Source organism: Corallococcus sicarius (genome assembly GCF_003611735.1).
In the GTDB taxonomy this organism is placed as follows: domain Bacteria; phylum Myxococcota; class Myxococcia; order Myxococcales; family Myxococcaceae; genus Corallococcus; species Corallococcus sicarius.
This window is the reverse complement of record NZ_RAWG01000053.1, coordinates 28434-42217: the sequence shown is the minus strand read 5'-3', so window position 1 is coordinate 42217 and position 13784 is coordinate 28434. Positions and strand designations below refer to the sequence as shown.

The window sequence follows — 13784 nt, the reverse complement described above, 5'->3', positions numbered from 1 at the left end:
GCTGGGGCCGGTGCCGCTGCTGGGGCCCGGGGCTTCGGCTCGGAGAAGGGGTCGGAGTCGGGCCGTGCGGGCATTGCCGGGTTGGCGCGCGGACGCGGCGCGGCCACCGGCTCCTGGGGCGAGAAGGGAGCTTCGCGTTCGAGGTCGGAGACCCAACGCTCCAGGAGCGTCATCACTCCCTGGGAAGGGATGGGAGCACGTGTTCGCTTTCGCTCCGAGTCATGTTCAGCCACGGCGCCTCCACGGCAGGAGTTTCCTGTGCAGGCACAGTAAGGACTCGCGCCTGGGCGAGGAGTTCGACGCGGGGCCGGTGAAGACGCGCACGGTTGACTTCAGAATGGAGGAGGCGCGGGAGAGGGCGGGGACGACAGTGAGGACGTCCTGCGGGGCCATGCGAGGCCTGACCCCGTGGGGAGGCTCGCGTGTCACCGGGTGGTGAACGTCGGATCAGAACAGACGTGAGTACGTCGCCGGTGCGCCTGGACGCGGCGTCCAGCGCTTCCCGTCGCGGGGAAGCCAGAGGAGTTGGAGGCCCTCCGCGCGGCCTTCGTAGCGAAGGGTGTGGCGGCCCTGGGACAGGGTGAATTCGGAGGTGGTGATCCGCACGCCGTCGAGGAACAGCGCGCCGGTGTCGAGCACGCTCGCGGGATGGACGAAGTACCGGTCCGCGCGCACCGCGAGGAAGTGGTCGTCCAGCGCTCCGGAGTCCGCGGGCACGCGGTAGCGCTGGCCCCAGAGGTAGAGGTCCCCGTCGAGCGGCTGGTAGTGCGCGTCGAGGAAGCGGCGCAGCGCGGGAGGAAGGCCGGAGGTGCGCAGGTCGTCCACGCGCAACACGCAGCCCTGCTCCACGAGGGCGCGGGGCATGTCATGGGACAGCAGGTCCACGAGCGAGCCGCGCAGGTACGCGTCCGTGTAGAAGTAGAAGTGCGCATGGGGCCGGCTCACGAAGCCGCCCGAGTTGTCGTAGACGACGTCCTCCGGTCCCGTGAGCGTGGCGATGCGCGCGAGCACCTCGCGCTGCCGTGCGTTGCCACCACCGTCCAGCCGCGCATTCACGTGCGCGGCCTGCACGGCGAGCAGGCCACAGAGCCCGACAAGCCCCACGGTGCGTCCCACGGGAGTGCGCAGCCGGGAGAGCACCGCGAGGACTCCGCGCGCCGCGAAGGGCGCGAGCACTCCGAGGAAGGGCAGCAGACTGTAGGGGAACGGGGCGCGCTGGAGCGCGTACGCGCCGAACGTCGCGGGCACGGCGATGACGAGGAGCACGTCGGGTGTCCCCCGGTCACCCTGCTTCAGCAGGCCCCGGACGGTGGCGACGAACCCGACGGCGGCGAGGAGGAAGAACGCGGGCTGTTCACCCAGCGCGGGCACCAGGTATTCGCGCCACGAGAAGCCAGGGTAGTGACGTTGGTGTTCGGAGGCCCAGACGAAGCACCAGTGCCACCAGGCGCGCCAGGAACCCGTGACCGTGAGGTACGCGGCCACGGCGGACAGCGCGGTGAGGACGCCGAGGAAGAAGGCGCGGGGCGCGGGCAGTCGTCCCCGGCGCAGCAGGAGCTCCCCGATGAGGAACGCGCCCACCAGCCCGCCGAAGAAGAGCGCTTTCTGCGAGCCCCAGCCGGCGGCGACGAGCAGCACGCCCGCCAGGAAGGACGAGGAAGCGGATCCAGGTTGCACGGCCAGCGCCGCGAGCGCCCCGAGGAAGAGCGCGGCGGTGAGGGCATCCGGGCGCACCTCCGTGGCGAAGTGCAGGTACGCGGGTGAGAGCAACAGCAGCACTGGGGCGAGGAGCGCGGCGGTGCGGCCCTCGCGGCGGTTGAGGACGAACACCGAGGCGCAGGCCCCCACGAGCGGCACGAGCATGGCGGCGCGCAGCGCGAGCACGTTGCGCGGATCATCCCCGAGCAGCCGGAACAGCGGCGCGAGCAACTGGTACACGAGGGGGAAGTGCACCTCGAAGAAGTCGCGGTACGGCACCTGCCCGTGCGCCATGAGCCACGCGGCATGCGCGTACTGGAACTCGTCGATGCTGAACGCCTTGTGCAGCGCGAGGCGCGCGGCCTGGAGCAACAGCACCACCAGGACGACACCGAGCCCCCACCGCACGGACCGGGACTCCTTCATCGGCGCCGTCATACCGCGAAAGCGCCCCGGCTTCAGCGGGGGCGCTGCGTCAGTACTGGACGGTCGCGGTATAGGCGAAGTGGTCGGAGCCGAACTTCTCCAGACGCTCCGCGGGACCGGTGCCGATGCCCACGCTGACGTAGATCTGGTCGATGGGCACGCCGTCGACGCCCGCCGTCCGCAGGTGGTTCATCCCGGGGATGTCCTGCGACAACGCGCGGTTGAAGTCGCCCACCAGGACGACGGGCAGGTCACGGCCGCGCAGCTCGGCGACGACCTCGCGCACCACGGCGTTGTGCGTCCGCCAGCGCTCCTGGCGCTCGGGGTGCTCACCGTTCCAGGCGCCGGAGATGTAGTGGGTGTTGACGAACGCCAGCTTCGCGCCGGTCTCCAGGTTCTTCAGCACGACCCAGTTCACGAAGCGGGCAGGCGTCACCCCGGCCTCACCGCCGTGCGTGATCCGGGACCCGTCCCCGGTCTTCTCGTACTTGTTCCTTCGCCAGGAGATGGCGATGGAGTTGCGCGCGTCGAGCCGCTCCGCGCCGGGCCGGAAGTGGTCGTAGAACTCCATCGCCCCCAGCTTGGAGTGACCCTCGGCGGTGCTCACCTCCTGCCAGCCGATGACGTCCGCGAGCGGCCTGAACGTCGCCTGCCCATACAGGGTGTTGTGGGTCGCGACCGTGGTCGTCGTGACGGCGAGCAGCTCGGTCTGCTCCGAGGCGGAGGGCATGAGCCCCAGGGAGAGCAGGAGGCTGAGGACGGCGGAGGACAGGAGCTTGAGCATGATTCCCTTGATGCTCGCGCCAGGCCTCTCCCGGATCAACAGTCAAAACCTGTTAAATCAGAAATCGACCAAAGGCGGAATGGGACGCCGCTCAGCGTCCCGTCCGACGCCGGGCGCGTGCCCGCGCGGCCTCCAACGCGGAGTCCATCCCAGGGGGCGGCTTCGGCGGTTCGGGAGGTTTGTCCTGGGGTGCCTCCGTCGGATCCGCGGGCTTCCCGCCACCTGACGCCTTCACCACCTCCGTGCGCGGCGCGGTCGCGGGCCTGCTCGTGACGGTCTCCTTCACGGGCCGCGCACGGGCCGCTCGCACGCGGGGCGCGGAGAGGAAGCGGCGCACGGCCACCTCCGACAACAGCAGCGCCAGCGCGAACGCCACCAGCCACGGCGCCAGCGCCACGCGTCCCTCGGACTCCGGGGCCTCCTGGAACAGGCCCGTCATCGACAGCCGCTCCTGGCCCCCGCCCACCGCGGCCAGCGCGCGCAGGAGCCTCAGCCCCTCCTTCGCGCTGCCCGGTTCGAACTCCGGCGCGTACGGCAGCGTCACCGGGGGCGCTCGCAACACGCGCCCTGCCCACTTCACCACTGGGTGCCACGTGCCACTGCCCGTCAGCGGGTACTCGGCCACCAGCCGGTCCTCGTCCTCCCAGTGCAGCGGCTTCTCCACCCCGGAGCGCCCGTCGCCCGACAGCAACACCGCCGTGGGCAGCGCTCCGGGCATCGGTGCTCCCGGTGGCAGGTCCAACGTCACGCGCAGCACGTTGCCCTGGCGCTCCGAGCGCACCACCGCGTCCTCCTTCGGCGCGGCGCTCGCCATCGACCAGCGCACCATCGCCTCCAGCGTCGCTCGCAGCGCGCCCCAATCGCGCAGCCCGCCCGTGTACTTCCCGTCCACCTCCGCGGTGAGCGCCACCACGCGTCCGGCGCCGTGCGGCCACAGCGCCAGCAGCGGCGCGGCGTTGGTGTCCAGCGTGCGCAGCGCCACGTTCGCGCGGGGCTTCAGGTACGTGAGGTTGTAGCCGCCCACCTGCGGCAGCCCCTGCGTCGGCAGCGGCCCCAGCAGCGGCAGGTCCGGCGCGGCCTCCAGCGACGCGGGCTCGTCCACGAAGGTGGCCCTCGCCACCGCGAGCGTCTCCTGGCTGAAGATGCGCGGCAGGCTCATCACGTCCTCGGCGAAGTAGATGCGTCCGCCGCCCCGCCGGGCCACCTCGCGCAGCAGCTCCGCGTCGGAGTCCTTCGGGGTGCCCATGCCGATGACGGACACCGTCACGTTCGCCTGTCGCAGCGCGGCCAGCGTCTCCTGGTAGTCGCCCGGCTGTTCGGAGTCCGCCGCGTCGGAGAACAGCACCACGTGCCGCGTGGGCTTGTCGCTGCGGAGGATCTGCTTGCGGGCCGTGCGCAGGGCCACGTCCACGTAGATGCCGCCACCTCCGCTGAAGCCGCTCGCCACCTTGTTCAGCGGCAGGCCTTCGCTCACGGGGCTCAACGGGAAGATTTCATGCACCTCCGTGTCCACCATGTGGATGGACGCTTCGTCGTTGCCGTTGAGGAGCGTGAGCGCGGCGGTGACGCCCTCGGCGGCCAGCTCCATCTTCGTGCGTCCGTCCGGAACCTGCACGCCCATGGAGCAGCTGGAATCCATCAGCACGCTCATCGCCACCGACGCGCGCCGCTGCTCCTCGCGCATCTCCAGCGACACGGGCAGGAGCGGCTCCACGGGCGAGCGCCGGTAGCCGCCCTCTCCGAAGCTCGACCGCCCGCCCGTCATCACCAGCCCGCCTCCCGCCTGATCCACGTAGTCCGCGAGCGCGTTCAACCCCGTCTCGCCCAGCGCGTTGGCGTCCACGTTCTCCAGCACCACCACCCCCACCCCGTCGAGCGCGTCCAGCGACAGCTTGAACGGCGCCCGCACGTCCACGTTCATGCCCGTGGCCCCCAGCGCCTTCGCCAGCGTGCCCGTGGGCTGCTGGGTGAGCAGCAGCACGCGAGGCGGCCCCTCCACGCGCAGCACGCCCAGTCCCACGTCGTTCTCCGGGACACCGTCTCCCGAAGCCTCCACCGTGAGCCGGTAGTGCACGAGGCCCGGTGCTTCCAGCAGGTCTCGCAGGGGCAGCAGGTTCGGCCCGGGCTTGAAGTCGAAGGGCCCCTTCACCAGCACGCGCCCGTCGCGCTCCAGGCGCACGGTGCCGGTGACGGCGGCGGTGGCCTGCACCACGGCGGAGAACTGGAAGGGTTCGCGCACGGAGACGGTGGCGGGCACGTCGAGAGACACGACGGCGATGTCCAACGCGGGCTCCGGACGGGCCACCTGCCGGTAGTCCACCGCGATGCCCCGCGCCGCCAGTCGCCGCGTCGCGCCCCGAGCATCCGCGCCCGTGGCCCGTCCGTCGGAGACGACCAGCACGCGGCCCGTGCGCTCGGGGGGAATCAGCGCGCCCGCCGCATCCAGCGCGGCGGACAGGTCCGAAGCCTCCGCGTCCACCGGCCGCGTGAAGCCGCCGAACCGCCCCACATCCGAGAGCGGTGACTCCACCCGGGCCTCGCGGCCGAAGGTGATGACGCCCACCCGGTCACCGGGCCGGCGCTGCGACTCGACCAGAGACACGAGTTCCTGCGCCACCCGGTCCACGTCCAACGGCATGGAGCGCGAACGGTCCACCACCACGGCCACGTCGCTGCCCGCGTTGGCCAGTCGAAGTTCGGGCCCCGCCAGCGCGCCAACGCCGAGCACCAGCAGCACCCAGCGCAGCACCATGGGAGGGCCGGGCCTCCGGCCGTAGCGCCACAGGAAGAGCCCCAGCGGCAACAGCAGCAGCCACGCCTGCGGAAGGGAGAAGGTCACGCCGTCCTCCGCAAGACCCGTCCCCGTGACAGCAGCCATGTCCGCGCAAGAACGCCAGTCATACCTTCCTCGTGACGTAGAAGTCGGCCAGCAGCGCGGCCAGCAGCAGCACCAGTGGCCAGCGAGCGCGCTCCTGCCCACCGTTGCCCGCCACGTCCTCCCCTGCTTCCTTCGCCGGCACGTCAGCGCTACCCCGTCCGCGCAGGTCCGACTCGCGCGCGTCCAGCGCCAGCACCTCCACCGCGTCCACCTCCGTGCCGTCCCGCTCCAGCACGTAGTGCCCGGGGCTCGTGGGAGGAGGCAGGCTCAGCGCGCCCGCGCCGAACACCGGCTTCTTCCCCATGGGCCCGCTCAGCGCGTAGCGAGCACCCGCCTCCGTCACCACGGGCAGCGCTTCACCCAGGTTGAGCTGATGCCGGGGGAAGCCTTCGCGCAGCCGCCGCGCCTCGCGCACCACGTTGCCCAGCAGCACGGGCCACGCCGTCGTGCGCTGGAGGTTGGAGCGCGCCAGGTCCACGTTGAGGTGCAGCCGTCCACCCTCCTCTTCCGACACCAGCACCGCCTCCCCCGCCGTCACCAGCGGGCGGCCCGGAGGATTCGCGCCCGCCGTCCACCGCACCCCCGCGAGCTGCACGTCGTCCATCAGCGTGCTGCCCTTCTCCGTGAAGAACGGCCCCACGAACGTGCGCAGCGGCGCCTCCGCGCCCAACGTCACCCGAGCCTCCGCGCGCGCAGGCCCCACCGACAACACCGGCGCACCCGCCACGGGCGTGCCACGCGCCACGTCCGGAGACACCGCGAGGAAACGCTCCAGCGCCTGCCGTGACGCGGGAGAGAGCCCTTCTGTCAGCCCCACCGCCACGGGCATCACCGGCGAAGGCGGCAGTCGCACGCGCCCGTCCTCCGGCAGCGCATCATCCGGAAGGGACACCTCCACGTCACCCGCCTCGCGGAACGTGAGCCGCACCGTCGCGGCGCCCTCCTCCGGCAACGCGACCCGCTCCACCCGCTCCGTGCCTTCACGCGCACCGGGCCCTGGCGCCGCACGCACCCGAGCCTCCACCTCCGAAGCCCCCGCGCCAAAGCGCGCCACCCGCAGCGTCACCGTGGCCCGGCCGCCTTCGTCGCGCCGCTGCGCGGACACCAGCGCCACGTTGCCCTGCGAGCGCCCCAGCGCCGTCCAGCGCACCGCGGGCGGCACCACCGTGTCCTCCGTCGGCGGTGCATCGGTGAAGAAGTGCACGCGCTTGCCCGGCCCCGCCAGCTCCTGCGCCCACAGGAGCGTGGGCACGACGTCATGGTCCGGCCCTCGCGACTCGAAGGACTCCAGCGCACCCAGCGCCCGCGATGCATCGGCCTCCGGGCCCGCCACCACGTGGGGCGACGCGCCGCTCGCCAGCACCGTCACGTGCGTAGCGCGTTCATCCTCCACGCGCTTCGCCGCCTCCATGCGCACGCGCTCCAGCACCGTCTTCCCGTCCGGCGACCGAGCGGACATGGACAGGCTGCCATCCACCACGAGCACCAGGTGCCGACGGCGCGCCGTCTCGCCCAGCCGCACGTCCGCCAGGTACAGCGCCGCGGCCAGCACTGCGAGCACCTCCAGCAGCAGCGACGCCTCGCGCGTGAAGCGCTCCCAGCGGGGACCACCCTCCGCGCGAGGACGAGGCGTGCGCCACAGAAAGAGCGCGCTCACCACCACCGGCTTCTGCCGACGGCGCAGGAAATACGCCGCCACCAGCGGAACCAACGCACCCAGCGCCAGCAGACCCCACGGAAGCCCGAAGCTCACGCCCCGCCTCCCACGAACAGCGCGCGCGGCGGTCCTGCGTCCTGCAAGCGCAGGCCGACCGCCGTGCAGAGCAGCCTCCACGGAAGCCCGAAGCTCACGCCCCGCCTCCCGCCACGAACAGCGCGCGCAGCGGCCCCGCCACCTGCGCGCGCAGGCCGTCCGCCGTGCTCACCGTGAGCAGCGTCCCGCGTGCCCGCACCGCGGCGCTCCGCAAGGCGCGTTGGTGCTCAGCGAAGCGGCGGGCGTACGCGGCCAGCACGCTGTCCGTCAGCAGCTCCTCCAGCGCCACGCCGCTCTCCGAGTCCACCAGCCGCGCGCCCTCGCCGCCCGTGGGCTCCAGGTCCTCCACGTCCAGCACCTGCACCAGGAACAGCGCGGACGCCCCCCGCGACAGCCGGGCGCACAGCGCCTCCAGGTCCGTCTCGAAGAGGAAGTCGCTCACCACCACCCGCACACCACAGGGCCGCAAGGGCGGCAGCCGCCCCAGCGCCGACGCCAGATCATCCTGCGCCTCGAACTCCGCGCCCCGCAGCGCCGCGCGACACGCCAGCCCCTGCACCCGCTCCGACCGCGGACCACCCCACAGCAGCGTCGGCGACAGCCCCTGCCTCCCGCCCACCTCCACCGTGAGCAGCGCCACCTCGCGCGCCGCCGCTGCCTTGCGCGGTGACAACGCCATGCTGCGCGAGCCGTCCAGCACCACCTCCGCGCGCGGCGACACCTCGTCCTGCCGCACGCGCAAGACGAGGTCACCCGTGCGCGCCACCGCGTTCCAGTCCACCTGCCGCAGGTCATCCCCCGGCTGGTACATGCGGAAGTCGTGCAGCTCCATCGCGCTGCCCGCGGACGAGGCGCGCACCTCGCCCACCCGCCCGCGCTGCGGCAGCCGCGGCAGGGCCAGGGTCAACCCCGGCACCAGCCGCGCCACCTCCGCTTCATCCAGCCGCGTGCTCACGACGCGTGGGCCCGCCGCTCACGCTCGGCGAGCACCCGGTCCGCGGCGAACGCGGCCAGGAGGGTCACCAGCGCCACGCACAGCAGCAGCTCCGGCGTCATGCGGGTGCCGTACGGCTCGTCGTAGTCATACCGGCCGAAGTTCACCGTGCCCACCAGGGGGTTGAGCAGGTTGAGCAGCGGGTCCCCCGACTCCAGGCCCAGGAACACCGCCACCAGCGGCGGCAGCCCGGAGGCCAGCGTCGTCAGCGCGACGAAGAGCAACCGCACCGACACCGGCGACGCGAAGCGGTCCGAGGCAGGCATCCGTCCCAGCAGCAGCGCCAGCGACAGGAACAGCACCCCGTAGAGCGCCATCGCCGTGAAGGCCATCCCCATCCGCGACCAGTTGCGCACCCAGTCCAACGTCGCCTCCCCCGACATCGCGAGCAGCACCGAGCATCCGAGCGCCCACCCCAGCAGCAGCAGCACCGTCAGCCGGAAGCCGCGCAGCGCCCCGGGCTTGAAGAGCGACCAGGGCCGCGTGCCCGCGCGCAACGGCCGGGCCTGCCCGTCCACGTCCGACATGGTGAAGAGGCCGGTGCCAATGAGGTGCATCGTCCCGAAGATGCCTGCGACATCCGCGACGTCCTTGTGGAAGTCCAGGTACCACCACACCGCTACCGTTCCCGTGAACGTCAGCAGGACCTGCACCACCAGCGCCCGCCGGGGATGGCGTGTGTAGTTCTCCGTCATCAGCGACAGCCGCGCCACCGACGCCTCGAACAACAGCCACCCGTCCGTGAGCATCAGCCACAGGCCCACGCCCACGCCCAGGAGGAAGGTCTGGTCGAAGGTGAACCCGGTGCCCCGCCCCTGCGTGATGATGAACACGAACGTGAGCGCCTGGAAGAACGTCACCGCCAGCACACCCACCAGCGCGAAGCGCACGGCCGCCCGCCCCATCCGGCCGTCCGCCAGCGTCGCCGCGCACACCGACGCGAGCGTGAGGAACACCATCCACACGCCCCCCAGCAGCAGCACGACCAGGATGGTGGGCAGGTCGATGCCGTTGAGGAAGTAGCTGAACAGCAGGAAGGGCCCCACCGCCGACGCGTACAGCGCCGCCTGCACCAGGAAGGACGCCACCTTGCCGCGCAGGATGCGCCGTGGCCCCAGCCCCGTGAGCAGGAGCAGCACCCACGTCTCGTCCTCCCGCTCGCGAGCGAGCGAACGGTACGCGTTGAACGGGATGACGCCGAAGTGCACCACCCCCAGGCACACGAAGAAGGAGAAGAAGTAGGTGCGCCCCTCGCGCGAATACGACGCCCCCTGCGTGTCCGCGTACGCGACGAGCGACAGCACCAGGCACGCGAACAACAACAGGCCGAAGGACACCCAGAAGATGCGCGTGCGCAGCCCCTGCCGCACCTCCTTCACCACCAGCGGGTTGAGCCGGTCCCCCCAACGCTCCCACCGGTCGGACGCCCCGGCGGCGGTGACGGGAACGGACTCGGATGCACCCGACGCCGGACTTGCTTGCGTGCTCACGCCACCCTCCCCTTGGTCACCGTCATGAAGGCATCCTCCAGGTTGCGCTCGCGCGGGGTGAAGGCGCACACCGGCAACCCCTGCGCCACCAGCGCCGCGAGCAGCACCGCCGCGGCGGCCTCCGCCTCCATCGGCCCCGCGCCGGGCTCCAGCTCCAACCGCACGCGCAGCGCGCTTCCCTCGCGCGTCACGTCCTTCACGTGCGGCTGCTCCAGCAGCGTCCGCTCCGCGCGCGCGCCCATCAACTCACCCTCCGCGCCCGCCGCCAGCCGCACCACCAGCTCCGTCACCTGCGAGGCGTCCCCGCTCGCGCGCAGCAGGTCCTCCACGCGGCCCTGGGCCAGCAGGCGCCCCTGTTCGATGATGACGCAGGAGTCGCAGATCTCCGCCAGCTCCGTGAGGATGTGGCTGGAGATGATGACCGCCTTGCCCTGGTCCGCCAGCGCGCGCAGCAGCTCCCGCAGCTCGATGCGCGCCCGGGGATCCAGGCCGTCCGCGGGCTCGTCCAGCAACAGCAGCCGCGGGTCGTGCAAGAGCGTGCGCCCCAGGGCCACGCGCTGACGCATGCCCTTGGACAGCTCCGTGGTGAGCTTCCCCGACAGCGGGCCCAGCCCCGTGAACTCCATCACCGAGTCCACCCGCTGCCGCCGCTGCACGCCCTTCAGGCCGTACGCGCGCGCGAAGAAGTCCAGGAACTCCCTCACGGTGACGTCGTCGTAGGTGCCGTAGCGGTCCGGCATGTAGCCCAGGAGCGGCCGGGCCTTGTCGGGCGCGTCCACCAGCGACCGGCCCTCCAGCAGCACCTCGCCCGCGGTGGGCACGTCCAGCGTGGCCAGGATGCGCAGCGTGGTGCTCTTGCCCGCGCCGTTCGGCCCGATGAAGCCCAGGATGCCGCCGGCCTCCAGCGAGAAGGTCACGTCGTCCACCGCGCGCAGCGCTCCGTAGTCGCGCCGCAACCCCTTCACCTCCAGCAGGCTCATGGCCGCACCTCCTCGAAACCACCGCGCACCAGGTGCACCGCGTCCTCCAGGTCCACGTCCACCGCCGCCGTGGATGCGAAGCCCCGGCCGCCCACGCGGACCAGGAACTCCCCCGCCTCCAGTTCGGCCTGGACGGGCGACGTCGCCGACGGGAAGCGGAGCCCCACCTCGTGCGGTAGCTCCAACACGGTGTCCGCCCCGGACTCGGCCGGCAGGGACTCCGGAGGGCTGGGGGGCAGCGGGACGGCCCGCGCCTCGGCGCCGTCCGGCATCGCGGGCAGGGTCCAGAGCTGCCCCTGGAAGGACAGCCGGCCGGCGACGATGTCCGCGCCGAGCGCGTTCTGTACGATGACCCCGTCCTCCACCTTGCGCGCGGTGAGCCGCGCCCGCGATGGGAGCACGGCCACCTCACCCCACTCGCGGTAGGTGCGCGAGGGCAGGAAGCTGTCGCGCAGCACCAGCCCCTGCGTCCAGTCCAACGTGCGCGGCGGATCCTCCGGCTCCTGCGAGCCCAGCAGCACGCTGGAGGCGGGCATGCTCACGGTCTCCTCAGCGAGGTTCGCGTACCAGGCGGCGAGCCCCACCGTCACCGCGCGCGAGCGCTCGCGGTCCAGCAGCGTGAGGCTGTAGCGCGCGGCGTGTACGCGGAAGCCGTCCACCAGCACCGACCAGGCCACCAGCGCCAGACAGGTGACGGCCGCCAGCGTGGGCACGGCGATGAGCACCGCCAGCGGCCCCTTGCGCCTCGCGAGCATCAACCCGCCGGGTCCCACCGCCAGGGTGAAGAGGAAGATGAGGAACATGAAGCGACCCACGGGGGCGCGCGCGCTGGCCAACAGCGGCTGCCGTCCGTCGCGCAGCATGTCGTTGCGCTCCCACTGGGGCGGCGGGCCCGCGGGCCTCACGATGCCCTCCGCGGACGCCACGTCATCCCCAAGCGCCTGCCCGCATGCCGCGGGCGTGTCACGGCACTGGCGCACCTGACCGAAGCCATAGGCGGACAGCTCCGCCCGGGCGTCCTGGAGCAGCGGGAAGTGCAGACGAGGGTTGGCGGGAGGCTGGGTGAGCACCAGCTTGCCGCCGCTCAGCGCGAAGGACTCCAGCACGGCCCAGACGTCATCGGGCACCTCGCCCGGCGGTACCGTCACCAGCACCGCGTCGTAGCCCACGTACGCGGCCAGGTCGCGCGGCGCCACGCGGGCATCCAGGAAGCGCGTGGCGACGAGCGGCTCCTGGCTGTCCTCCGAGCGGTTCATCGCGGTGGTGCGCTCGAAGGACTTCACGTCGCCCAGCACCATCACGCGCGCGCCGCGGTAGCCGTCCAGGTAGAAGCCGCCGGAGGAGGTCTGCACCCCGGGCGACGACATCTCCAGCCGTCCCGAGGTCAGGTCCGCGGGCAGCATCAGGTAGGTGACGACGCGCTCGCGCGGCCCCACCTGGAGCGAGCGCTCCGTGACGCGCCCCTGGGACTGGATGGCCAGGTGCACCGGGCGCGGTTGGCCGCTGAGGTTGTGCACCGTCACCTGGATGGGCGTGTAGCCCCGCTGGGGCACCAGCGTGACGGAGCGCAGGGTGGCCTGGAGGTCGCCCTTGTCGGGGAAGGTCTCGGGCGTCTCCACCACCTCGCGGTAGCCCGTGGGCCGGGCCTCCGCCGCCTCCTCCGCTGGCACCGCGACGGCGGCGGCGGTCACCGGGAATGGATCCGAGGCGCCCGCGAGCCCGGCCCACAGCAGGACTCCGGCGAGCAGCGCGGCACACGGCCCGCGACTAACCACGGGGCACCTCGGGGATGGCCTTGAGCAGCTCGCGCACCACGTCCGGCGCGGACACCTTCTCCAGCGACGCCTCGTACGCCAGCACCAGACGGTGGTTGAGGGCGGCGGGGGCGGCGGCCACCACGTCATCGAAGCCCACGTTGGGCCGGCCCGCGAGGAGCGCGAGCGCGCGGCCGGCGGCGGCGAGGGCCAGCGCCGCGCGGGGGCTCGCACCGAAGCGCACGAAGCGGCGCACGGGTTCAGGAGCGGAGGCCTGGCGCGGATCCGTCGCCTCCACCAGCCGGCCGATGAAGTCCGCCACCGGGCCGGGCAGGTGCACGCGGTCCACGGCGGCGAACAGGCGCGCGAGTCCCTCCGCGTCCAGCACGGGCTCCTGCGCGGGGGGCGCGCCGCGCACGCGCGTGGTGAGCAGGGTGCGCAGCGTCTTCGCGCCCACGGGCGGCACGAGGATGCGGAAGAGGAAGCGGTCCAGCTGCGCTTCGGGCAGTGGGTAGGTGCCCTCCAGCTCGATGGGGTTCTGGGTGGCGAGCACGAAGAACGGATCCGGCAGGGGCCGCGTCTGGCCCAGCACCGTCACCGAGCGCTCCTGCATGGCCTCCAGCAGCGCGGACTGCGTCTTGGGGCTGGAGCGGTTGATTTCATCCGCGAGCACGAGGCTCGCGAAGAGGGGGCCCTCGCGGAAGACGAAGTCACGGCGCGCCTCGCCTTCGAGCACGTAGGTGCCGGTGATGTCGCCGGGCAGCAGGTCGGGGGTGAACTGGATGCGGCGGAAGGGCAGCGACAAGAGCCGCCCCAGGGCCTTGCACAGCTCCGTCTTGCCCAGGCCGGGCAGGCCCTCCAGGAGCACGTGGCCCCGGGCGAGCACCGCCACGACCACCTGTTCGACGACGCCTTCCTGGTCGAGCATCACCTGGTTGAGCCCGGCCTTGAGCCGGGAGGCCACGTCCGCCGCGCCCTGTGCCTCGGCGGGACTCAAAAGCTCCACTGCCACGTCGTTCCCCCTTCT

At 72.4% G+C, this 13784-nt stretch carries 9 protein-coding genes; all 9 read right to left on the bottom strand.

Going from position 1 to position 13784, the window contains the following annotated elements:
* Positions 1-447: 447 nt before the first annotated feature.
* The gene (locus D7X12_RS11160) at positions 448-2106 is read right to left on the bottom strand and encodes a hypothetical protein (RefSeq protein WP_244224487.1); all 1659 of its coding nucleotides are present in this window, start codon (positions 2104-2106) and stop codon (positions 448-450) included.
* Between the two features lie 67 nt (positions 2107-2173).
* Positions 2174-2908: an endonuclease/exonuclease/phosphatase family protein gene (locus D7X12_RS11155; protein ID WP_120625248.1), complete on the bottom strand. Its 735-nt coding sequence runs from the start codon at positions 2906-2908 to the stop codon at positions 2174-2176.
* Between the two features lie 91 nt (positions 2909-2999).
* Positions 3000-5747 (bottom strand): VWA domain-containing protein, encoded by a 2748-nt coding sequence (locus D7X12_RS11150; RefSeq protein WP_120625247.1) that lies wholly within the window; start codon positions 5745-5747, stop codon positions 3000-3002.
* A gap of 58 nt (positions 5748-5805) precedes the next feature.
* Entirely contained in the window at positions 5806-7539 is a 1734-nt protein-coding gene (locus D7X12_RS11145; protein WP_120625246.1) for a vWA domain-containing protein, read from the bottom strand.
* 94 nt (positions 7540-7633) lie between these two features.
* Positions 7634-8494, bottom strand: coding sequence for a DUF58 domain-containing protein (locus tag D7X12_RS11140; RefSeq protein ID WP_120625245.1), 861 nt, complete (start codon positions 8492-8494; stop codon positions 7634-7636).
* The gene (locus tag D7X12_RS11135; protein WP_120625244.1) at positions 8491-10023 is read right to left on the bottom strand and encodes an ABC transporter permease; all 1533 of its coding nucleotides are present in this window, start codon (positions 10021-10023) and stop codon (positions 8491-8493) included. Before D7X12_RS11135 ends, D7X12_RS11140 begins: the two co-directional genes overlap by 4 nt.
* Positions 10020-11003 carry an ABC transporter ATP-binding protein gene (locus tag D7X12_RS11130; protein WP_120625243.1) on the bottom strand — a complete coding sequence of 328 codons (984 nt, stop codon included), beginning with the start codon at positions 11001-11003 and terminating at the stop codon, positions 10020-10022. The genes D7X12_RS11135 and D7X12_RS11130 overlap by 4 nt, the downstream gene beginning before the upstream one ends.
* Positions 11000-12778 (bottom strand): hypothetical protein, encoded by a 1779-nt coding sequence (locus D7X12_RS11125; RefSeq protein ID WP_147443609.1) that lies wholly within the window; start codon positions 12776-12778, stop codon positions 11000-11002. Before D7X12_RS11125 ends, D7X12_RS11130 begins: the two co-directional genes overlap by 4 nt.
* Positions 12771-13769, bottom strand: a complete 999-nt coding sequence (locus tag D7X12_RS11120) for an AAA family ATPase (protein WP_208718949.1) — start codon at positions 13767-13769, stop codon at positions 12771-12773. The genes D7X12_RS11125 and D7X12_RS11120 overlap by 8 nt, the downstream gene beginning before the upstream one ends.
* Between the last annotated feature and the right edge of the window lie 15 nt (positions 13770-13784).